The organism is Geodermatophilus sp. SYSU D00705 (assembly GCF_054050135.1).
This window is the reverse complement of record NZ_JBJGYT010000005.1, coordinates 1-20277: the sequence shown is the minus strand read 5'-3', so window position 1 is coordinate 20277 and position 20277 is coordinate 1. Positions and strand designations below refer to the sequence as shown.

Sequence of the window (20277 nt, the reverse complement as noted above, 5' to 3'; positions counted from 1 at the left end):
CTCACCCGGGCCGGCGCGCCGCCGTGGCGGCGTGCCGGCCCGGCCCGCGTCGTCAGACCGACGTGCCGGAGCGGTCCTTCACGACGACGGCCTTGTCCGCGGCGAGGTCGCGCCGGCCCGTCTCGCCGTAGGTGGCGACGGCGAGCAGCGTGACGACCGCGCAGGCGACGATGTACAGCGCCACGGCGAACTCGTTCGGGTCGTCGAAGCTGCCCAGCAGGGCCAAGGCGATCAGCGGAGCCGGAGCGCCGGCCACCAGGGAAGCGAGCTGCGCGCCGATCGAGACGCCGGTGTAGCGCGCCTTGGTGCCGAACAGCTCCGAGAAGAACGCCGCCTGCGGCCCGTACATGGCGCCGTGGAACAGCAGCCCGACGGTGATCGCGACGACGGCGAGGAAGAAGTCGCCGGTGTCGAGCAGGCCGAAGAAGGCGAACGCCCACACCCCGACGCCCAGGGCGCCGAAGAGGTAGACCGGCTTGCGGCCGATCCGGTCCGACAGCGCCCCCCACAGCGGGATGGTCACCAGGTGCACGGCCGAGGCGATGAGCACCGCGTTGAGGGCGAAGGAGGAGTCCATCCCCTCGACGTTGGTCAGGTAGGTGAGGCTGAAGGCGGTCAGCAGGTAGAACGAGACGTTCTCGGCGATCCGTGCCCCCATGGCGGTGAGCACCTCGCGCTTGTACCGGGTGAGCACGGTGACGATCGGCGCCTTCTCGGCCACCCCGCTCGCGGCGGCCTTGGCCTCGGCCTCCCGCTGGGCCTCGAGGAAGACCGGCGACTCGCTCACCGTCAGCCGCACCCACAGGCCGACCAGGATCAGCACTGCGGAGAGCAGGAACGGGATCCGCCAGCCCCAGGCCTCGAACGCCTCGTCGGACTGGAAGGTGGCCAGCAGCGCGAGGACGCCGGTGGCCAGCAGGTTGCCCGCCGGTGCGCCGGCCTGCGGCCAGGAGGCCCAGAAGCCGCGGTTCTCGGGTTTCCCGTGCTCGGAGACGATGAGGACCGCGCCGCCCCACTCGCCGCCGAGGGCGAAGCCCTGGACCAGCCGCAGCGCGATGAGCAGCACCGGCGCCAGCACGCCGACGGAGCCGTAGGTGGGCAGCAGGCCGATGCAGAAGGTGGCCCCGCCCATCATCATCAGCGAGATCACCAGCAACTTCTTGCGGCCGAGCCGGTCGCCGAAGTGGCCGAAGACGAGCGCACCCACGGGCCGGGCGAAGAAGCCGACGGCGTAGGTCGCGAACGCGGCGAGGACGCCGACGAAGTCGTCCTGCTCCGGGAAGAAGAGCGGGCCGAAGACGAGCGCGGCGGCCGAGCCGTAGAGGAAGAAGTCGTACCACTCGACGGTCGTGCCGATGATGCTCGCACCGACCACCCGGGCGAAGTTCGAGCCCGAGGGTGCGGCGGACTGCGCGGGCGCGGACATGCGGTCTCCTCGTCGTGCAGTTCCGGAACGGTCGGGATCGACGCTAGGGCCCCGTGACGTGGCCCACCATCCGAGGCTGTGCCACGGTGACGGTCATGGAGGCGACGGGCACGCTGGCGGGACGACGGGCACTGGTCACGGGAGGGGCGTCGGGCATCGGCCGCGCCTGCGTGGAACGACTGGCCGCGGCAGGGGCGTCCGTCGTCGTGCTGGACCGGGACGCCCAGGCGGCGAAGGACGTGGCCGCGACGGTCGGCGGCACCGCGCTGGCCGCGGACCTGACCGACCTGGACGGCATCGACTCCCTCGACCTGGACGTCGACGTCCTGGTCAACAACGCGGGGCTGCAGCACGTCGCCCCGCTGCACGAGTTCCCCGTCGACCGGTTCTCGCTGATCATCCGGCTGATGCTCGAGGCGCCGTTCCGGCTGGTCCGCGGCGCGCTCCCGCACATGTACGGCCGCGGCTGGGGCCGGATCGTGAACGTCAGCTCGATCCACGGGTTGCGGGCCTCGGCGTACAAGAGCGCGTACGTCACCGCCAAGCACGGCCTGGAGGGGCTGTCGAAGGTCATCGCGCTGGAGGGCGCCCCGCACGGGGTCACCTCCAACTGCGTGAACCCCGCCTACGTCCGGACGCCGCTGGTGGAGGGGCAGATCGCCGACCAGGCGAAGGCACACGGGCTGAGCGAGGACGAGGTGGTGGAGCAGGTGATGCTCGCCCCGGCCGCGGTGAAGCGGCTCATCGAGCCGGCGGAGGTGGCCGAGGCGGTCGCCTACCTGTGCTCCCCCGCGGCCGCCTCGGTCACCGGCAGCTCGCTGGTCATGGACGGCGGGTGGAGCGCCCACTGACGAGGGGCGCGCCGGGTCACCCGCCGACGAAGCCGGGCGGGACGCCCTCGGTCGTCAGGTGCCGCTGCCGCCCGCACGACCGACACACCTGGTGGTCGGGCCCCTCGGCGCGTTCCCCCGGCGGGTGCCGGCGGACGTAGGCGTGGAAGCCGAACCGGCAGCGGAGTGGCTTGGTCGCCATGGGTCGAGGGTCGGCGTGGCCGCGGGAGCCGGACAGGGGCGAAGGGCTCCCCGCCTACCCTGGACGGGTGCGCCCCGAGCCCGTCCACCTGCCCCCCGAGGTCTGGCAGGAGCGGGCCCGGGTGCACGCGGAGCGGGCCGACGCGCTGACCGCCGGCCACCGCGCCCGCCGGGTGACCGGCCAGCGGCACGCGGTGGAGGACTTCCTCTACGAGTACTACGGCACCCGCCCGTCGGTGCTGCGCCGCTGGCACCCCGGCGCCGGCACCACCCTGGGGCCGTCGGACGGCGTCCCCGCTCCGCACGCGGCGTGGCGCTGGTACCGCACCGACGACGACGGGGCCGCCACCCTCGACGGGACGGCGTTCCTGGCCGACCGCGGGGACACCGTCGGCTTCGTGCACCGGCTGCTGGCCGCCACCGCCTCGCGGCCGGCCCACTCCGGCTGCTTCGGGCTGCACGAGTGGGCGATGGTCTACCGGCAGGAGCAGCACCGGCACCCGCTGCCGCTGCGGCTGGGCCAGGCCGGCACGGACGCCGTGGTGGAGGCGCACCCGGTGCGGTGCACCCACTTCGACGCCTTCCGCTTCTTCACCCCCGCGGCGGTGGGCCTCAACCAGCTCACACCCACCCGCGCGACCCAGCCGGAGCTGGAGCAGCCGGGGTGCCTGCACGCGAACATGGACCTGTACAAGTGGGCCGCCAAGCTGGGTCCCGCCGTCCCCGGCGAGCTGCTGCTGGACTGCTTCGAGCTGGCCCGGGACGTGCGCGAGCTGGACATGCGCGCCTCCCCCTACGACCTGCGCGGCTACGGGCGCGCGCCGGTCCGCATCGAGACGCCGGAGGGGCGGGCGGAGTACGCGGCCGCCCAGCGCGGGTTCGCCCGTCGCGGCGCGGTCCTCCGCGAGCGGCTGCTGGGCGTCACCGGGGCGTTGCTCGCCGTCCCCGGCGGTGTCGCCGCGGCGTCCCCGGCGGGTCGTACCGTCGGGAGGTGACCACCACGCGCACCGACCGCTGGCTGCGGCTCGACGGGACGACGAACACCCGCGACCTCGGCGGCCTGCCCACGCACGACGGCGGGACGACACTGCCCGGGCGGGTGCTGCGCAGCGACAACCTGCAGACGCTGAGCGACGCCGACGTCCGCCGGCTGGTCGACCAGGTGCGGCTGACCGAGGTCATCGACCTGCGCACCACCGCCGAGGTGCTGCTCGAGGGCCGCGGCCCGCTGCGCGCGCTGCCGGGCGTCACCCACCGGCACTTCACCCTGCTGCCCGAGCGTGGGCACCACACTGACGTCTTCGCGGTGGAGGAGGCCGAGGTGCCCGACCTCCCCGCGGACTGGGCGGAGTCGCTCCTGCCGCGCCAGGTCGCCGAGCACGACGCGGACGAGCCGCCGGCGGTGCGCTCCTACCTCGGCTACCTGGCCCACCGGCCGGAGAACGTGCTGGGTGCGCTGCGCGCGCTCGCCGCGGGCACCGGGGGCGCCGCCGTGGTGCACTGCGCGGCGGGAAAGGACCGCACCGGCGTCGTGTCGATGTTCGCGCTGGCCGCGGCCGGCGTCCCCCACGAGGAGATCGTGGCCGACTACGCGCTGACCGCCGAGGTGATCGACGCCCTCGTCGCCAAGCTGGCCGCCTCGCCCACGTACGCGGAGGACATGACCCGCCGCGACGTCGCCGTCCACACGCCGCGGGCGGAGACGATGGACCGGCTGCTGTCCCTGCTCGACGACCGGCACGGCGGCCCGCTGGGCTGGCTCACCGAGCACGGCTTCGGGCCGGAGGAGCAGGCGGCGCTGCGCGCCCGGCTGCGGTCGTAGGGCTCAGCCCTCGGAGTCGTCCGCGCGGGCCCGTCCCGCGTGCTTCTCCCGGTACATCGCCGCGTCGGCGTCGCGCAGAAGCGCGTCGGGCCGGCCCCACTCCCCGCTGTGGACGGCGACCCCCACGCTGGTGCCGACGGCGACCTGGGTGCCCTCCAGCCGGAAGGTGTCGTCGAAGCAGCGCAGCACGCGGGCCACGACGCGGTCGGCGTCCTCGGGCTGGGCGAGGCCGGGCAGGAGAACGGCGAACTCGTCGCCGGAGAGCCGGCCCACGGTGTCGCCGGGGCGGACCGCCGCCCGCAGCCGGGCCGAGACCTGGCGGAGCAGTTCGTCGCCGGCGGCGTGACCGAGCGAGTCGTTGACCGCCTTGAACCGGTCGAGGTCGCAGAAGAGCACCGCCGCGTGCTGGTCGGGGCCGGTGGCGGCCAGCGCGCTGCCCAGCCGCTCGAGGAAGAGCACCCGGTTGGGCAGGCCGGTCAGCGCGTCGTGGGTGGCCTGGTGTCGGACGGTCTCCAGCAGCCGGGCCTTCTGCAGCGCCGTCGAGGCCTGGTCGCCGACGCCGCGCAGGCGGGCGAGCACGTCGCCGTCCAGACGCGCGGGGTGCCGGCCGGCCGCCCAGCCGGCGGTGGCGACGCCCAGGAAGGTGCGCCCGGCCAGGAGTGGGACGGCGACGACGTGGGTGACGCCGAGCCCGTCCAGCAGCGCGCCCAGGCCGGGGCTGCAGGCCGCGGCGTCGAGCACCAGCGGCTCCCGGTCGGTGAGCATCCCGACCAGCTCGGGGGTGTCCTCCGCGCGCAACGTGCTCGCCAGCAGGAGCTCGTCCCCGCGCCCGAGGTGCCCGGTGGCCGCCGCCGGCACGAGTGAGCCGCTCCCCGGCTCCCAGAGCAGCATGGCGCCGCTGTCGGAGCCGACGATGCGGGGCAGAGCCTGGGCGACGACGGTGCAGACCGCCGCGGCGTCCTCCGTGCCGGCCAGCTCGTGGGCCAGCGTCAGCAGCGCGCCGGCCCGGTGCGCCTCCCGGCGGGTGTCCTCGAGGGCGAGCAGCAGGTCCAGCGCGGCCGCGGCGTGGCCGGCGTAGGCGGCGAGCATGTCGCGCTCGTGCCCCAGGGCGCCGTCCCCGGGCGGGAAGACGGCCGCGAGCCGGCCGTGGGTGCGGCGGGCCGAGGCGACGTCGACCGCCACCACGTTCGGCCCCGGGGCCGCCCCGGACAGCAGCACGGCGGTGAGTGCGTCCACCTCGTCCGGCGGCAGGCCGGCGCTGTGCACCAGGCCGGGACCGCCGGTCGGGTCGGCCACCGCGAGCACGTAGCCGGGGGCGAGCACCGCCTCCGCGGCCCGGTTGACGATGCGGTGCAGCACGGTGGCGACGTCGTCGCTGGCCACCAGGTCGGTGGCCGCGGCCTGGAGGATGCGCAGCTGCCCGCGCAGCGCCTGCAGCTCGGAGGCGACCTCGGACGCCCGCCGGCGCCGGCGCCACCGCCGGCGGTGTGCCCACGTCAGGTGGTAGACGCAGGCGGGGTGACCGTCGGACTCGCACTCGTCGTGCAGCACCTCCGCCGGGGCGTCCCCGAAGATCGTCGGCACCATGCCGATGAGGCCGCGCGCGTAGTCGCAGTCCAGCCGCGAGTGGGCGTAGCCGGGGTTCAGGGTGTAGCGGATCGTGGCGTGGCCGGGGCCGATCTCGACGATCTCCATCGTGGAGGTGGTGGAGAACTTCGCGACCGCGCGCGGCAGCTGCCGGTAGACCTGTTGCGGCGAGCCCATGGCCCGGACCACGAGGACCAGCGCGGGGTTCACCCCGTGGGCGAGCGCCTCGCGCCCGACCCGGAACATGGTGTCGGGCGCACCGAGCACCTCCGTGGCGGCCGCGAACAGGCGCACGCGCGTGGCGTAGCTGGTCCAGTGGGCGGCACTGGAGAGCTGCTCGGCGGTGGAGGTGACCCCCGCCCGGCGCAGGACCTCCTGGACCGCGGCCTCGCCCGCGCGGGTGCGGACGTACCCGAGCAGGAGCCCGGTGGTCGCCCCGGAGGTCTCGCGAGCCTCCGGCGGCGGGACGACGCTCATCGGGCCCCCGCCGGCGGGCGGCACCCTGCGGCGCGCGTCCGGCGCCGGCCCTCGGTTCTCACAGGTGGTCGATCGGCACCCCGGCGCCGGCGGTTGAGGGAGAGGACCCGAAGGGGGGAGGCGCTTCCTCTTGCCCCGCCGTCCGGCCGGGAGTACAACGGTTGATACCCCAGGGGGGTATGAATCGACCGACACGGACGAGGAGGTGGGTCTCGATGGAGACCGCCCCGCACCACCACTCCGACCAGCAGGCCGCCGGGCAGGACCACGGGTCCGGCACCTCCTGGGCGATGGCCGCCTCCGCGACGCTGCACTGCCTGACGGGGTGCGCCATCGGCGAGGTGCTCGGCATGGTCATCGGCACCTCGATCGGCCTGCACGACGGCGCCACCGTCGCCCTGTCGGTGACCCTGGCCTTCGTCTTCGGCTACGCCCTGACGATGCGCGGGGTGCTGCGCGCCGGCCTGCCGTTCCGCCGCGCCCTGCGGATCGCCCTGGCCGCCGACACCGTGTCGATCGCCGTGATGGAGGTCGTCGACAACGCGGTCATGGTCTCGGTGCCCGGCGCCATGGACGCCGGCGTCACGAGCGCCTTCTTCTGGCTCACGCTGGCCGGCTCGCTGGTCGTCGCGTTCGTCGTCACCCTGCCGGTGAACCGCGCCATGATCGCCCGCGGCCGGGGGCACGCCGTCGTCCACGGCGTGCACTGAGCCCGGACAGCAGACGACCCCGGTCTCCAGACGGAGGCCGGGGTCGCGTGTGTCGCGGCTGGTTCAGCGGGCGTAGCCGCTGCCGTTCGCCATCGTCAGCAGCTCGTCGCGCATCGACGGACTGCTGCTGCGCGCGAGGGCACGCTCCAGCGCCCGGCGCGTGCGCGCCACCTGCCGACGCCGCCGCCAGCTGGAGGTCACGGTGTTCATCGCCTGGTGCCTTCTCTCGGTGTCGGGGTCTGCCACCTGTAGTAAAGCAGGTACGAGCCAGAGTATTCCGACGATCCGTAGGAAGACGGCGTGACACGGTGACGGATCATCACCCGCCGGGGTGATGTCGCCCTCACTCCACGGTCAGCACCGCCCGCGCCGCGGCCCGCGCCGCCTGGGGATCGTCGGTGGCCAGCGCCGCCTCCGCGGCCCGCCGGCAGGTGTCGAGGTCGACCGTGGCCAGGCGGGCACCGACGCCCGCGATCGACGACGCCGCGCACGACAGCGAGGTCACGCCGAGGCCGACGAGGACGCACCCCAGCAGCGGGTCGGCCGCCGCCTCGCCGCAGACACCCACCGACCGGCCGGCACGGGCCCCGGCGGCCGCGGTCAGCCGGACCAGCTCGAGCAGCGCCGGCTGCCAGGGGTCGGTGAGGTCGGCGAGGTCGGCGGAGAGCCGGTCGGCGGCGAGCGCGTACTGGGACAGGTCGTTGGTGCCGATCGACAGGAAGTCCACGTGCTGCAGCAGCCGGTCGGCCTGCAGGGCCGCCGACGGCACCTCGATCATCACGCCGGGGACGAGCCCGCGGTCGCGGACCAGCCGGGCGAACTCGGCCGCCTCCGGGACCGTGGCCACCATCGGCGCCATCACCCAGGGCTCGGCGCCGGTCCGCCGGGCGGCCTCGGCGATCGCGTCGAGCTGCCGCTCCAGCAGGCCGGGGTCGCGGCGGGCGACGCGCAGCCCGCGGACGCCGAGCGCGGGGTTGGCCTCGTCCGGGGCCGTGGCGAAGGCCAGCGGCTTGTCCGACCCGGCGTCCAGGGTGCGCACGACGACGCGCCGCCCCTCGAAGGCGGCGAACACCTCGGCGTAGCCGCGGGCCTGCTCCTCCACCGAGGGCTCCTCCGCGCGGCCGAGGAAGGCGAGTTCGGTGCGGAGCAGGCCGACACCCTCGGCGTGGGCCTCGACGGCGGCCCGGGCCCCGGCGCCGTCCTGCACGTTGGCCAGCACCTTGACCGCCACGCCGTCCCGGGTCGCGCCCGGACCGCGGTAGCCGGCCAGCGCCGCGGCCGCCGCGCGGGCGGCCGCCACCCGACCGCGCGCCTCCTCGGGGTCGGGGTCGACGGTGACCGTGCCGTGCTCGCCGTCGAGCAGGACGGTCGCCCCCGCGGGGACGTCGTCGAGGCCGCCCACCGCGACCACGCAGGGCAGGCCGAGCTGGCGGGCGATGATCGCGGTGTGGCTGGTCGTGCCGCCCAGGCGGGTGGCCAGTCCGATCACGCGGGTCGGGTCGAGGCCGGCGGTGTCGGCGGGCGCCAGGTCGTCGGCGAGCAGGACCGACGGCACGGCCGGGCTCGGCACACCCGGCTCACCCTGCCCGGTGAGCGCGGCGACGATCCGGTCGCGGATGTCGCGGACGTCGGTGACCCGCTCGGCCATGAGCCCGCCGAGGCCGGTGAACAGGTCGACGAACTGCTGGGCGGCCTGCACGGTCGCCACCGCGGCCGGGGTGCCGGCGGCGATGCGCTGCTCCACGGCCGACAGCAGCCCGCGGTCCCGGGCCAGGCCGGCGGTGGCGGCCAGCACCTCGGCGCTCACGCCGGTCGCCCCGGACGCGCGCTCGGACAGCCGCTCGGCGACCAGGCCCGCGGCTGCGGTGAAGCGCTCCTTCTCCCCCGCGCGCTCCTCCTCGCGGACGACCTCCCCCTCGTCGGCGGGCAGGAGCACCGCACCGGAGGGCCGTACCACGGGGCCGTACGCGACGCCGGGGACGACGGGCGTACCCGGGAGCACGGTGGGCCCGCCGGTGGGCGAGGGGGTGACGGTGGTGGGAGCGGTGGTGGACATGGGTACCTGCCTTGGCGGACGAGGGGACAGGAGCGCGGCGGCCGGAGCCTTCTGGTGACCACGGTCACGGAAATGTGTTGACTTGTCAATGGATCGGACGTAGAACAACACCATCACAACCGCAAACCCACACAACCGGGCACGGAGAGGAGGCGGGTCGTGTACGCAGAGGAACGGCAACAGGCCATCGCCGGGCTGGTCGCCGATCGTGGCCGCGTCGCGGTGACCGCGCTCGCCGAGGAGTTCGGCGTCACCACCGAGACGGTGCGCCGCGACCTCGCCGTCCTCGAGCGGGCCGGGATGCTCCGCCGCGTGCACGGCGGCGCCGTGCCGACCGGGGCGCTCACCTACGTCGAGACGGCGCTCGGGGAGCGGCACGGTACCCGCAGCGAGCAGAAGCGCAAGATCGCCGCCGCCGCCCTCGACCTGCTCCCGGGCGCCGACGGCAGCCTGCTGCTCGACGGCGGCAGCTCCACCGCCGCGCTGGCCGAGCTCCTGCCGAGCGACCGGCGGCTGTTCGTGGCCACCCACTCGGTGCCCATCGCCGCCCGGCTGGGCACCATGCCGGGCCTGTCGCTGTACGTCGTCGGCGGCCGGGTCCGGGGCATCACCCAGTGCGCGGTCGGCGAGCAGGCCGTCACCACCCTGGCCGACCTGCGGGTCGACGTCGCCTTCCTGGGCACCAACGGCATCTCCCCCGACCACGGCTTCTCCACCCCGGACGAGGCCGAGGCGTCGGTCAAGCGGGCCATGACGCGGGCCGGGCAGAAGGTCGTCGTCCTGGCCGACAGCAGCAAGCTGGGCCGGGAGCACCTGGTCCGCTTCGCCACCCCGGCCGACGTCGACGTGCTGGTCACCGACTCCGACGCCGACCCCACCGCGGTCGCCCGCCTGGAGGACGCCGGCGTCGAGGTCGTGGTCGCATGAGCGCCCAGCTCGCGCGGCCCGCCACGGGCCCGGTCGCCGGCCGGATCGTCACCCTGACCGCGAACCCGAGCCTCGACCGCACCCTCGCGCTGCCCGGGCCGCTGGAGCGCGGCAGCGTCGTCCGCCTCGCGCCGAGCTCCACCGAGCCCGGCGGCAAGGGGGTCAACGTCGCGCGGGCGGTCGCCGCGGCCGGCGCCGACGTCGTGACCGTGCTCCCCGCGGGCGACGACGACCCGATCGTGGCCGCGCTGCACCGGCTGGGCCTCCCGCTGGCCTCGGTGCCGATCGGCAGCCCGGTGCGCACCAACTACACCCTCGCCGAGCCCGACGGCACCACCACGAAGCTCAACGAACCCGGCGCCGAGCTCGACGCCGGCACCCGGGCCGCGCTGGCCGCCGCCCTGCACGAGCACGCCGCCGGCGCGCGCTGGGTGGTGCTGTCCGGCTCGCTGCCGCCGGGCACGCCGGTCGACTGGTACGCCGACCTGGTCCGCTCGCTGCGCGACACCGGCGCCCGGATCGCCGTCGACACCTCCGAGGCCCCGCTGCTGGCGCTGCTGGCCGCGGGCCCGGACGCCGCTCCGGACCTGCTCAAGCCCAACGCCGAGGAGCTGGCCCAGCTGGCCGGGGCCACGGAGGCGGAGCTGACCGCCGACCGGGACGCCGCCCTGGCCGCCGTCGCCACGCTGCACGGGCGCGGTGTCGGGGAGGTGCTGCTGACCCTGGGTGCCGACGGCGCCCTCCTCTCCGGTGCGGAGGGGGTCTGGTCGGCGACCCCGCCGCCGATCGCCGTCCGCAGCACCGTCGGCGCCGGGGACTGCAGCCTCGCCGGCCACCTGCTGGCCGACCTGACCGGCGCCCCGGCGGACGAGCGGCTGCGCTCGGCCGTCGCCTACGGGGCGGCCAGCGCGTCGCTGCCCGGGTCCGCCGTCCCCACCCCGGCCCAGGTCGACCGTGCCGCCGTCGCGGTGCACGCCGTCCGCGGCCCCGCGTCTGCTCCCGTACCGCCCGGCACGTCCCGCACCACCGTCCCGGCCGCCGGCCGCGACGTCCGCTGAGGCCCTCCCGGAGAGGCAAGCCATGCCCGACCTGATCACCCCCGACCTGGTGGCACTCGACGCCGATCTCGGCGCCGACAAGCACACCGTCGTCCGCCGGCTGGCCGCGCTGGTCGCCGATGCCGGCCGGGCCACCGGCGCCGACGCGCTCGCCGACGACGCCCTGGCCCGCGAGGCCCAGGCGGCCACCGGCCTGCCCGGCGGCATCGCCATCCCGCACTGCCGCTCCGAGGCGGTGACCGAGGCGTCGCTGGCCTTCGCCCGGCTCTCGCCCAAGGTCGACTTCGGGGCGCCCGACGGCCCGGCGGACCTGGTCTTCCTGATCGCCGCCCCCGCCCACGGGGACGCCGACCACCTCACGCTGCTGACCGCCCTGGCCCGGGCGCTGGTGCGGCCGGAGTTCGTCGCCTCGCTGCGTGACGCGGGCTCCGACGCCGACGTCGTCCGTCTGGTGCAGGAGGTCGTGGCCCCCGAGCCGGCCGCCGCGCCCGTCGGGTCCCCGGCCGGCGCCCCCGCGCCCACCCCGGCCCCGGCCGCCCAGCCCGAGGCGGCCGCCGCCCGGCGCAGCGTGGTCGTGGTCAGCGCCTGCCCGACCGGCATCGCGCACACCTACATGGCCGCCGACAAGCTCACCGCCGCCGCCGAGGCCGCGGGGGTGGACGTCCACGTCGAGACCCAGGGCTCCTCGGGCTCCACGCCGCTGGCGCCCGACGTCATCCGCGCCGCCGACGCCGTGATCTTCGCCGTGGACGTCGGCGTGAAGGACCGCGAGCGGTTCGCCGGCAAGCCGCTCGTCCAGTCCGGCACCAAGCGGGCCATCAACGAGCCCGACGTCATGATCCGCGAGGCGCTGGCCGCCGCGGACGACCCCAACGCCCGCCGGGTGCCCGGTGGCGCCGCGGCCGGCGCGGACACCGGCGCTGCGGCGGCCGGGAAGCCGAGCACCGCCGCGGAGATCCGCCGCTGGCTGCTCACCGGCGTGAGCTACATGATCCCGTTCGTCGCCGCGGGCGGCCTGCTCATCGCGCTGGGCTTCGCCCTCGGCGGCTACCAGATCGTCAACGACAACCCGGACGTCGAGGGCCAGAGCTACGCCCTGAGCTGGGTGCTCAACAACTCGCTGTTCGACCTCCCCGTCGGCTCGAACACCGAGGAGCTCCGCTTCGGGATCCTCGGCTACCTGGGCGCGGTGTGCACGGTGCTCGGCCAGGCGGCGTTCGGCTTCCTGGTCCCGGCGCTGGCCGGGTACATCGCCTACGCGATCGCCGACCGGCCCGGCATCGCGCCGGGGTTCGTCATCGGCGCGGTGTCGGTGACGGTGGGCGCCGGCTTCCTCGGCGGCCTGGTGGGCGGCATCCTGGCCGGCCTGGTGGCGCTGTGGATCAGCAAGTGGAAGCTGCCCGCCGGCGTCCGCGGCCTGCAGCCGGTGGTCATCATCCCCCTGCTGGCCACACTCATCTCCAGCGGGATCATGGTGATGGTGCTCGGCCGCCCGCTGGCCGCCGCCCTCGTGGGCCTGGGCAACTGGCTCAACAGCCTGACCGGCACCTCGGCGGCCCTGCTCGGGATCATCCTCGGCCTGATGATGTGCTTCGACCTCGGTGGCCCGGTGAACAAGGCGGCCTACCTGTTCGCCACCGCGGGCCTGGCCTCGGCGACCACCGGCTCGTTCGTCATCATGGCCACGGTCATGGCCGCCGGCATGGTCCCGCCGCTGGCGATGGCGCTGAGCACCGCGATCCGGCCGAAGCTCTACACCCCGGCCGAGCGGGACAACGGCAAGGCGGCCTGGCTGCTGGGTCTGTCCTTCATCTCCGAGGGCGCCATCCCGTTCGCCGCGGCCGACCCGGTCCGCGTGATCCCGTCGATGATGCTCGGCGGCGCGACGACCGGCGCCATCGTGGCGGTCCTGGACATCCAGGCGCGGGCTCCGCACGGCGGGGTGTTCGTGTTCTTCGCGATCAGCAACTTCCTCCTGTGGCTCCTCGCGATCGCCATCGGCGCCGTCGTGGGCGGCATCGCGGTCACGATCGCCAAGAGCATCGGCAAGTCCGACGCCGAGGAGGCGCCGGAGGACGCCGTCGACCTCGAGCACGCCCACGCCGCCGTCCACACCCAGCCGGCCCGCGCCTGACCGGGCACGCTAGTCCTGACCGCCCCAGCAGCGAGGAGATCTCATGCCCAGTCAGACCGTCACCGTCGGATCCCGCGTCGGGCTGCACGCCCGCCCGGCCGCCCTCATCGCCGAGGCCGTCGGCAAGGCCGGGGTCCCGGTCACCCTGGCCACCGAGGGCGGCATGCCGGTGGACGCCGGATCACCGCTGATGATCATGACGCTCGGCGCCAAGCAGGGCACGTCGGTCGTCGTGACCACCGACGACCCCGCCGTGCTGGAGCAGATCGCCGGCCTGGTCGCCCAGGACCTCGACGCGGAGTAGCGGCCAGCGGCCCCACGAACGACGGCGCCCGTCCCCTGCAGAAGGGGGCGGGCGCCGTCTCGTGCTGTGGGGCGGACTTCTACGGCTGGTCGGGCCGCGAGACCTCACCGCGCCAGGCACCGGTCTCGGTGCCGCGGCTCTCGATGAACTCCTTGAACCTCTTCGCGTCGGCCTTCACCTGGCGGTCGTCGAAGCCGAGCGCCGCGCCGGCCTTCTCGACGATCCCGGTCGGCTCCCAGTCGATCTGGATCATCACGCGGGTCTTGGTGTCGTCGAGCCGGTGGAAGGTCACCACGCCCGCGTGCTTGGCCTCGCCGCTGGTGCTGGTCCAGGCCACCCGCTCCTCGGGGCGCTGCTCGGTGATCTCCGCGTCGAACTCGCGCTTGACGCCGTCGATGCTGGTGACCCAGTGGGTGTGCCGGTCGTCGAGCTGGGTGATGCGCTCCACCCCGCCCATGAACTGCGGGAAGGTCTCGAACTGCGTCCACTGGTCGTAGGCCACGCGGATCGGCACGTCGACGTCGATGGCTTCCTGCACGCTGGCCACTGTCAGCTCCTCTGCTCGGGTACTGGTCGCGTCCGACCTACCCGCGGGAACCGGACGGGACACGTCCGTCTCGGTTCAGCGCAGCGCGGCCGTGACGCTTCCCCGCACCGGCCGGCCCTCGGCCAGCAGCAGCATCTGCACGAGGTGGTAGGCGTCGGGCTGGCCGTCCCAGGTGCCCGAGGCGACCTCTCCCGCCGGCGTCAGCTCGTGGTGCCAGCTGCCGGTGACCGGGTCGGCGAACCGCTGCTCGCCGTGCGCCCGCCACCGTCGCGCCAGCTCCCCGTAGCGGGGCTCGCCGGTGACCGCGGCCAGCGCCGCCGCGGCGGCCACCGCCTCGCAGACCACCCAGTGCATGCGGGCACCCACGACCGGCCGATCGTCCCAGTCCAGCGTGTACGGGAAGCCGTCGTGCCCGTCGGCGGCCCACCCGCGGGTCGCCGCCGCGTCGAACAGCGCGACGGCGTCCTCGAGCAGCCAGGACGGCGGGTCGGGCGTGACCGCGGCGAGGTGCAGCGCGAGCCGGGACCACTCGAACTGGTGCCCGATCGTCACGCCGTACGGGCGGAAGGGGTGGGCCGGCTCGTCGCGGTTGTAGCCGGGCAGCGGCGTCCAGTCGGCGGTGAAGTGCTCGGGCAGCCGCCAGTCGCGCTCCCGTGCCTCGCCGTGGACCAGCCGCTCGGTGGCGCGCAGGGCCTGGGCGCGCAGCCGGGTCGCGCGCGGGTCGTCGCCCAGCGCGTCGGCGGCGGCGAGCGACGCCTCGACGCCGTGCATGTTGGCGTTGGCGCCGCGGTAGTCCGACAGCGTCGTCCAGCCGGCGTCCCACTCCTCGACCGCGAGGCCGGCGTCGTCGTCCCAGAAGCGGGTCTGCCAGACCTCGAGCGCGTCGTCGAGCAGCTCCCGGCCGCCCGGGGCGCCGACCGCGGTCGCCGTCGCCCCGGCCAGGACGACGAAGGCGTGCACGTAGGCGGACTTGGTGTCGTCGTCCGCCGTGGCGTACCAGCCCCCGCGCGCGGCGTCCCGCAGCGGCCCGTCGGTGAGGGCCTCGACGCCGTGCGCCACGAGGGCGGCCGCCCCGGGCCGTCCCAGCAACTGGGCCAGCCCGAAGACGTGCGTCTTGCGGGCGGTGATGAAGGTCATCAGCGGCCGCTCGGCGAGGACCTGCCCGTCCCCGCCGAGGAAGCCGAACCCGCCGGGCACCGCGGAGCGCTCGGCGAAGTCCAGCAGCCGCTGCAGGTCGGTCATGCGCTCAGAACGCCAGCGCGGTGCCGGGGTCGGAGAGCAGCGCACCGACGTCGGCGAGGAACCGGCTGCCCAGCTCGCCGTCGATGACCCGGTGGTCGAACGACAGCGCCAGCTGCGTCACCTGCCGCGGCCTGACCTTGCCTTTGTGCACCCACGGCATCTCGCGGACCGCCCCGAAGGCCAGGATCGCCGACTCCCCCGGGTTGAGGATCGGCGTGCCCGTGTCGACGCCGAACACCCCGACGTTGGTGATCGTGATCGTGCCGCCGGCCATGTCCGCGGGGGCGGTGCGCCCCGCGCGCGCGGTCTCGGTCAGCTCGGTGAGCGCGCCGGCCAGCTCGGGGAGGCTCAGCCGGCCGGCGTCCTTGACGTTCGGGACGACGAGCCCGCGCGGCGTGGCGGCGGCGATGCCGAGGTTGACCTGCCCGTGGACGACGATCTCCTGCGCGGCCTCGTCCCAGGAGCTGTTCACCATCGGGTGCCGGCGGGCCGCCAGCAGCAGCGCCTTCGCGACGAACAGCAGCGGGCTGACCTTGAGCCCCGCGAACTCCGGCCGGGCCGCCAGCCGCGTGCGCAGCTTCGTCATCCGGGTCACGTCGACGGTGAGGAACTCGGTGACGTGCGGCGCGGTGAACGCGCTGGCCACCATCGCCGCGGCGGTGTGCTTGCGCACGCCCTTGATCGGGATCCGCTGGGCCAGGCCCGCGCTGCCGGTGTCGAAGGCTCCCTGGAGCGCGGCGGCCGCCTCCTGCGCCGGCGTCGTCGGGCCGGCGGCCGCCGCCTCGACGTCCGCACGGGTGATGACGCCGCCGGGTCCGCTGCCGGTGAGCGCGGTGAGGTCGACGCCGAGGTCCTTGGCGAGCTTGCGCACCGGCGGCTTGGCCAGCGGGCGCGGCCGCCCGCGGCCCGGTGCGGCGACCAGCGCGGTCGCGGCCTCCTCCGCGGCGGCGTGCGCCTCGGCGGCCCGGCCGACCTCCAGCCCGCCGTGCCGCACCGGCTTGGTGCGCGCGTCGGGTGCGGTGGTCAGCAGCGGGGTCCCGCGCGAGCCGTCGTCGGCCGACCCGGCCAGCGAGGTCGGCACGGGGTGCGCGTGGACGGCACGCCGCGGGCGCCGGCGGGCCTCGGTGGTGCGGGGGCCGTAACCGACCAGGACCGCGGTCCGCCCGCCGGGCGCGGCGCCGCCGATCAGCCCCGCGGCCGGCTCGCCGGCGGGTTGCGCGGCGGGCGGGGCGGTGTCCCCGGCGGGAGCCGGCCCGTCGCCCCCGACGTCGATGGTGATGATCGGCGTGCCGACGTCCACCATGTCGCCCGCCTCGTGCAGCAGCGCGGTGACCGTGCCGGCCCACGGCGAGGGCAGCTCGACGGCGGCCTTCGCCGTCTCCACCTCGCACAGCGGCTGGTTGACGGTGACCGTGTCACCGACGGCGACCAGCCACTGCAGGATCTCGCCCTCGGTCAGGCCCTCGCCGACGTCGGGCAGCTTGAACTGGCGCAGCTCACCCATCCTCAGAACCCCATCGCGCGGTCGACGGCGTCGAGCACCCGGTCGAGGTCGGGGAGGTACTCCTCCTCCAGCTTCGACGGCGGGTACGGGGTGTCGTAGCCGCCCACCCGCAGCACCGGCGCCTCCAGCGAGTGGAAGCAGGTCTCGGTGACCCGCGCGGCGATCTCGGCACCGAGGCCGAGGGTCACCGGCGCCTCGTGGACGACGACGCAGCGCCCGGTGCGCCGCACGCTGTCGTACACCGGCTCCAGGTCCAGCGGGCTCAGCGCGCGCAGGTCCACCACCTCCAGCGAGCGGCCCTCCTCCGCGGCCGCCTCCGCCGCCTGCAGCGCCGTCTTCACCATGGGCCCGTAGGCGAGCACGGTGACGTCGTCCCCACCGCGCACGACGCGGGAGGCGAACAGCGGCTCCGGCGAGGCGTCGGTGTCGACCTCGGCCTTCTCCCAGTACCGCCGCTTGGGCTCGAGGAAGACGATCGGGTCGGGGTGGGCGATCGCCTGCTGGATGCTCCAGTAGGCGTCGACCGGGTTGCTGACCGCGACCACCTTGAGGCCGGGGGTGTGCGCGAAGTACGCCTCCGGGCTCTCGCTGTGGTGCTCGACCGCGCCGATGCCGCCGCCGAAGGGGATGCGGATGACGATCGGCATGGCCAGCTTCCCGCGGGAGCGCGCGTGGATCTTGGCGACCTGGGTGACGATCTGGTTGTAGGCGGGGAAGACGAAGCCGTCGAACTGGATCTCGCAGACCGGCCGGTAGCCGCGCATGGCCAGGCCGACCGCGGTGCCGAGGATGCCGGCCTCGGCCAGCGGGGTGTCGACGACGCGGTCCTCGCCGAAGTCCTTCTGCAGGCCGTCGGTGATGCGGAAGACGCCGCCGAGCCGGCCGATGTCCTCGCCCATGAGCAGGACCTTGGCGTCGTCCTCCATGGCCTTGCGCAGGCCGAGGTTGAGCGCCTTGCCGATGGTGAGCGTCTGCGTCATCGCTCCTCGCCCCCCTCGAAGCTCGCCTGGTACGCCTCGAACTCCGCCTGCTGGGCGGCCAGGTGCGGCGTCTGCTCGGCGTAGACCTGGTCGAAGATGGCCGAGCCGGGCGGGTCGGGCATCTCGACGGTGCCGCGGCGGATGCGCACGGCGAGCTCGTCGGCCTCGGCCTCGACCGAGTCGAAGAAGGCGGCGTCGGCCGCGCCGGAGCGCGACAGGTACGCCTTGAGCCGGGCGATCGGGTCGCGCAGCTTCCACTCCTCCAGCTCGCTGGCCAGGCGGTACCGGGTGGGGTCGTCGGAGGTGGTGTGCGCGCCCATGCGGTAGGTGAACGCCTCGATGAACGTGGGGCCCTGCCCCTCGCGGGCGGCCTGCAGGGCCGCCCTGGTCACCGCGAGGACGGCGAGGACGTCGTTGCCGTCGACCCGGACGCCGGGGAAGCCGCAGCCGGCCGCCCGCTGGTAGAGCGGCACCCGCGACTGGCGCTCCAGGGGCACGCTGATCGCGTACTGGTTGTTCTGGCAGAAGAAGACGACGGGGGCGGAGAAGCTGGCCGCCCAGATCATCGCCTCGTTGACCTCGCCCTGGCTGGTCGCGCCGTCGCCGAGGAAGGCGATGGTCGCGGTCTCCGCACCGTCGCGCTGCAGGCCCATCGCGTAGCCGGTGGCGTGCAGGGTCTGCGCGCCGATGACGACGGTGTAGAGGTTGAAGCCGGTGGCGACCGGGTCCCAGCCGCCGTTGTCGACGCCGCGGAACAGGCTGATGACGTCCAGCGGGTCGACCCCGCGGGTCCACGCCACCCCGTGCTCGCGGTAGGTGGGGAAGGCCATGTCGTCGGGCTGCAGCGCGCGGCCGGCGCCGATCTGGGCGGCCTCCTGGCCGAGCAGCGAGGCCCAGATGCCCAGCTCGCCCTGCCGCTGCAGCGCGGTGGCCTCGACGTCCCACCGGCGGACCAGCACCAGGTCGCGGTAGAGGTCGCACATCTCGTCGGGCGCGAGGTCGAGGGAGTACCCGGGGTGCTCGACCCGCTCACCCTCCGGCGTCAGGAGCTGCACCAGGTCGGGCTGCTGCGGCAGGTGGGGCGCCTCGGCCCCGGGGACGGGGTCGACCACCTCGGTGGTCGCGCTCGACACGCTCACGCACTCACTCCTCCGTCGACCGGGCCGCCGGGGTCGCCGGCCGTGCTCGGTGGTGGACGCCTCGTGGCACCGGGGTGTGGCGCCACTCACACATCGTGGCACGTCCCCCGCCCTGGCGAGAAGATCACCGCGCCGCCGGGATGCGCAAGGGGCGTCCCACCTGGTGCGCAGATTGCTCGGTACTAGGACGTCCTCGCATGTCAGACTGAGCACCGTGCCGGTCCTCGACGCCACCGACGCCCGCCTGTTGCGGGCCCTGACCGAGGACCCCCGCGCCACCGTCATGGCGCTCTCGCAGAAGCTCGGCCTCGCGCGCAACACCGTGCAGGCGCGCCTGGCCCGGCTCGAGAGCAGCGGCGCCCTGGCCCCGTTCGACGCCCGGGTGCACCCCGAGTCGCTGGGCTACCGGCTCGGCGCGTACGTCACCGTCCAGGTGGTGCAACGCAGCCTGGCCGACGTCGGGGACGCGCTCGCCCACATCCCCGAGGTGCTGGAGGTGACGGCGCTGTCCGGGGTGGCCGATCTCCTGGTGCGGGTCGTGGCCACCGACGCCGACGACCTGTGGCGGATCACCGAGCGGGTGCTCGCCATCCCGGGCGTCCAGCGCACCGACACCGCGCTCGCCCTGCGCCGGCTGGTCGACCACCGGATGGCCCCCCTGCTGGACCGGACCGCCGGCGCCGACTGAGCCTGCTGGTCGTCACCCCGCACCCCCGGACGTCCCCCACTCGCCCGGCCACCCGCTTCCCATCGCCGACAGGCGCCCCGGTGAGACGTTCCCGCCGGGCGCCGCACCTGACTTCGCCTCTGAGGGCCAGCCGATCGGCCCCACTTGCGCAAGGGGGCTCCGCGATCTGTGGACAGCGCTCTGAACTGGGAATTCAGGTGGTTAGGGGCCTCCTGCGGCGGTAGACTTCGAACGTCTGATCGAAAGTGGGAGGTGTCGTGGACGGCTTGCCCTGGGTGCTCGACGCCGTGGTCGGTGAGGAGCTGGCGCCGCTGGGCGCGGCGGAGTTGCTGGACCGGCTGCGCGGGTTGCTGGCTGCGTCGAACCGGCTGGCGGCGGAGGTCGCCCGCACGGTGCGGGCGTGCGAGGTGAGCGGGGCGGCCGAGCACGACGGGCTGACGAGCATGCAGTCGTGGCTGCGGGGGCACGGGCGGTTGTCGCCGGCCGAGGCCGGGCGGGTGGTGCGCAACGGCCGGGCGCTGGTCCAGCTGCCGGCGGTGGCCGCGGCGTGCGCCGACGGGCACGTCACGCCCGAGCAGGTCGCCGTCATCGCCCCGATCACCAAGGACGACCGGCTGGCCGCCGCCGTCGAGCAGGGCGTGGACC

The 20277-nt window shown here is 75.1% G+C and carries 20 protein-coding genes; 10 read left to right on the top strand and 10 right to left on the bottom strand.

What is annotated here, in order from left to right; all coding sequences use genetic code 11:
- Positions 1-52: 52 nt before the first annotated feature.
- Complete coding sequence (locus ACI78Q_RS05580) at positions 53-1426, bottom strand: MFS transporter (RefSeq protein ID WP_456922329.1); 1374 nt, start codon at positions 1424-1426, stop codon at positions 53-55.
- A 95-nt stretch (positions 1427-1521) separates the two neighbouring features.
- On the opposite strand from ACI78Q_RS05580, the gene ACI78Q_RS05575 reads away from it, so the two are divergent.
- The gene (locus ACI78Q_RS05575; RefSeq protein WP_456922328.1) at positions 1522-2277 is read left to right on the top strand and encodes a 3-hydroxybutyrate dehydrogenase; all 756 of its coding nucleotides are present in this window, start codon (positions 1522-1524) and stop codon (positions 2275-2277) included.
- 16 nt (positions 2278-2293) lie between these two features.
- Here ACI78Q_RS05575 and ACI78Q_RS05570 read toward each other — a convergent pair whose 3' ends face one another.
- A complete protein-coding gene (locus tag ACI78Q_RS05570; protein WP_456922327.1) occupies positions 2294-2458 on the bottom strand; it encodes a hypothetical protein in 165 nt (54 codons plus the stop codon).
- A 67-nt stretch (positions 2459-2525) separates the two neighbouring features.
- On the opposite strand from ACI78Q_RS05570, the gene ACI78Q_RS05565 reads away from it, so the two are divergent.
- Both ACI78Q_RS05565 and ACI78Q_RS05560 read left to right on the top strand, forming a co-directional pair.
- Positions 2526-3452, top strand: a complete 927-nt coding sequence (locus ACI78Q_RS05565) for a 3-methyladenine DNA glycosylase (RefSeq protein WP_456922326.1) — start codon at positions 2526-2528, stop codon at positions 3450-3452.
- The gene (locus tag ACI78Q_RS05560; protein WP_456922325.1) at positions 3449-4279 is read left to right on the top strand and encodes a tyrosine-protein phosphatase; all 831 of its coding nucleotides are present in this window, start codon (positions 3449-3451) and stop codon (positions 4277-4279) included. The genes ACI78Q_RS05565 and ACI78Q_RS05560 overlap by 4 nt, the downstream gene beginning before the upstream one ends.
- 3 nt (positions 4280-4282) lie before the next feature.
- On the opposite strand, the gene ACI78Q_RS05555 is transcribed toward ACI78Q_RS05560, so the two are convergent.
- Positions 4283-6343, bottom strand: a complete 2061-nt coding sequence (locus ACI78Q_RS05555) for a diguanylate cyclase domain-containing protein (protein WP_456922324.1) — start codon at positions 6341-6343, stop codon at positions 4283-4285.
- A gap of 215 nt (positions 6344-6558) precedes the next feature.
- On the opposite strand from ACI78Q_RS05555, the gene ACI78Q_RS05550 reads away from it, so the two are divergent.
- Entirely contained in the window at positions 6559-7053 is a 495-nt protein-coding gene (locus ACI78Q_RS05550) for a DUF4396 domain-containing protein (RefSeq protein ID WP_456922323.1), read from the top strand.
- A gap of 63 nt (positions 7054-7116) precedes the next feature.
- Here ACI78Q_RS05550 and ACI78Q_RS05545 read toward each other — a convergent pair whose 3' ends face one another.
- Together ACI78Q_RS05545 and ACI78Q_RS05540 are read right to left on the bottom strand one after the other, a co-directional pair.
- Positions 7117-7263 carry a hypothetical protein gene (locus tag ACI78Q_RS05545; protein ID WP_456922322.1) on the bottom strand — a complete coding sequence of 49 codons (147 nt, stop codon included), beginning with the start codon at positions 7261-7263 and terminating at the stop codon, positions 7117-7119.
- A 133-nt stretch (positions 7264-7396) separates the two neighbouring features.
- Entirely contained in the window at positions 7397-9109 is a 1713-nt protein-coding gene (locus ACI78Q_RS05540) for a phosphoenolpyruvate--protein phosphotransferase (protein WP_456922321.1), read from the bottom strand.
- A gap of 159 nt (positions 9110-9268) precedes the next feature.
- On the opposite strand from ACI78Q_RS05540, the gene ACI78Q_RS05535 reads away from it, so the two are divergent.
- Genes ACI78Q_RS05535 through ACI78Q_RS05520 form a run of 4 tightly spaced genes read left to right on the top strand, consistent with a single transcriptional unit; the run spans position 9269 to position 13532 of the window.
- Positions 9269-10036, top strand: a complete 768-nt coding sequence (locus tag ACI78Q_RS05535) for a DeoR/GlpR family DNA-binding transcription regulator (protein WP_456922320.1) — start codon at positions 9269-9271, stop codon at positions 10034-10036.
- The gene (locus ACI78Q_RS05530; protein WP_456922319.1) at positions 10033-11094 is read left to right on the top strand and encodes a 1-phosphofructokinase family hexose kinase; all 1062 of its coding nucleotides are present in this window, start codon (positions 10033-10035) and stop codon (positions 11092-11094) included. Before ACI78Q_RS05535 ends, ACI78Q_RS05530 begins: the two co-directional genes overlap by 4 nt.
- A gap of 22 nt (positions 11095-11116) precedes the next feature.
- Positions 11117-13228 carry a PTS fructose transporter subunit IIABC gene (locus tag ACI78Q_RS05525; RefSeq protein ID WP_456922318.1) on the top strand — a complete coding sequence of 704 codons (2112 nt, stop codon included), beginning with the start codon at positions 11117-11119 and terminating at the stop codon, positions 13226-13228.
- Positions 13229-13271: 43 nt separating this feature from the next.
- Positions 13272-13532, top strand: a complete 261-nt coding sequence (locus tag ACI78Q_RS05520; protein WP_456922317.1) for an HPr family phosphocarrier protein — start codon at positions 13272-13274, stop codon at positions 13530-13532.
- Positions 13533-13611: 79 nt separating this feature from the next.
- On the opposite strand, the gene ACI78Q_RS05515 is transcribed toward ACI78Q_RS05520, so the two are convergent.
- The 5 genes from ACI78Q_RS05515 to pdhA all read right to left on the bottom strand — a co-directional run bounded on the left by ACI78Q_RS05515 (position 13612) and on the right by pdhA (position 18944).
- Positions 13612-14079: an SRPBCC family protein gene (locus ACI78Q_RS05515; protein WP_456922316.1), complete on the bottom strand. Its 468-nt coding sequence runs from the start codon at positions 14077-14079 to the stop codon at positions 13612-13614.
- A 75-nt stretch (positions 14080-14154) separates the two neighbouring features.
- A complete protein-coding gene (locus ACI78Q_RS05510; RefSeq protein ID WP_456922315.1) occupies positions 14155-15321 on the bottom strand; it encodes an AGE family epimerase/isomerase in 1167 nt (388 codons plus the stop codon).
- Between the two features lie 4 nt (positions 15322-15325).
- Positions 15326-16825 carry a dihydrolipoamide acetyltransferase family protein gene (locus ACI78Q_RS05505; RefSeq protein ID WP_456922314.1) on the bottom strand — a complete coding sequence of 500 codons (1500 nt, stop codon included), beginning with the start codon at positions 16823-16825 and terminating at the stop codon, positions 15326-15328.
- 2 nt (positions 16826-16827) lie between these two features.
- Positions 16828-17805, bottom strand: a complete 978-nt coding sequence (locus ACI78Q_RS05500; protein ID WP_456922313.1) for an alpha-ketoacid dehydrogenase subunit beta — start codon at positions 17803-17805, stop codon at positions 16828-16830.
- Positions 17802-18944, bottom strand: coding sequence for a pyruvate dehydrogenase (acetyl-transferring) E1 component subunit alpha (gene pdhA, locus ACI78Q_RS05495; protein WP_456922312.1), 1143 nt, complete (start codon positions 18942-18944; stop codon positions 17802-17804). The genes ACI78Q_RS05500 and pdhA overlap by 4 nt, the downstream gene beginning before the upstream one ends.
- Before the next feature lie 214 nt (positions 18945-19158).
- Between pdhA and ACI78Q_RS05490 the strand changes: the two genes are divergently transcribed.
- Both ACI78Q_RS05490 and ACI78Q_RS05485 read left to right on the top strand, forming a co-directional pair.
- Entirely contained in the window at positions 19159-19632 is a 474-nt protein-coding gene (locus tag ACI78Q_RS05490; protein WP_456922311.1) for an Lrp/AsnC family transcriptional regulator, read from the top strand.
- Between the two features lie 257 nt (positions 19633-19889).
- Positions 19890-20277: DUF222 domain-containing protein (locus ACI78Q_RS05485; RefSeq protein WP_456922310.1), on the top strand; the 388-nt coding region annotated here is incomplete at its 3' end.

Coding starts and splice junctions, on each gene's coding strand:
- ACI78Q_RS05570 (WP_456922327.1), bottom strand. CDS start 2,458: ATGGCGACCAAGCCACTCCGCTGCCGGTTCGGCTTCCACGCCTACGTC.
- ACI78Q_RS05545 (WP_456922322.1), bottom strand. CDS start 7,263: ATGAACACCGTGACCTCCAGCTGGCGGCGGCGTCGGCAGGTGGCGCGC.
- ACI78Q_RS05580 (WP_456922329.1), bottom strand. CDS start 1,426: ATGTCCGCGCCCGCGCAGTCCGCCGCACCCTCGGGCTCGAACTTCGCC.
- ACI78Q_RS05500 (WP_456922313.1), bottom strand. CDS start 17,805: ATGACGCAGACGCTCACCATCGGCAAGGCGCTCAACCTCGGCCTGCGC.
- ACI78Q_RS05520 (WP_456922317.1), top strand. CDS start 13,272: ATGCCCAGTCAGACCGTCACCGTCGGATCCCGCGTCGGGCTGCACGCC.
- ACI78Q_RS05530 (WP_456922319.1), top strand. CDS start 10,033: ATGAGCGCCCAGCTCGCGCGGCCCGCCACGGGCCCGGTCGCCGGCCGG.
- ACI78Q_RS05505 (WP_456922314.1), bottom strand. CDS start 16,825: ATGGGTGAGCTGCGCCAGTTCAAGCTGCCCGACGTCGGCGAGGGCCTG.
- ACI78Q_RS05575 (WP_456922328.1), top strand. CDS start 1,522: ATGGAGGCGACGGGCACGCTGGCGGGACGACGGGCACTGGTCACGGGA.
- ACI78Q_RS05525 (WP_456922318.1), top strand. CDS start 11,117: ATGCCCGACCTGATCACCCCCGACCTGGTGGCACTCGACGCCGATCTC.
- ACI78Q_RS05555 (WP_456922324.1), bottom strand. CDS start 6,343: ATGAGCGTCGTCCCGCCGCCGGAGGCTCGCGAGACCTCCGGGGCGACC.
- ACI78Q_RS05540 (WP_456922321.1), bottom strand. CDS start 9,109: ATGTCCACCACCGCTCCCACCACCGTCACCCCCTCGCCCACCGGCGGG.
- ACI78Q_RS05550 (WP_456922323.1), top strand. CDS start 6,559: ATGGAGACCGCCCCGCACCACCACTCCGACCAGCAGGCCGCCGGGCAG.
- ACI78Q_RS05510 (WP_456922315.1), bottom strand. CDS start 15,321: ATGACCGACCTGCAGCGGCTGCTGGACTTCGCCGAGCGCTCCGCGGTG.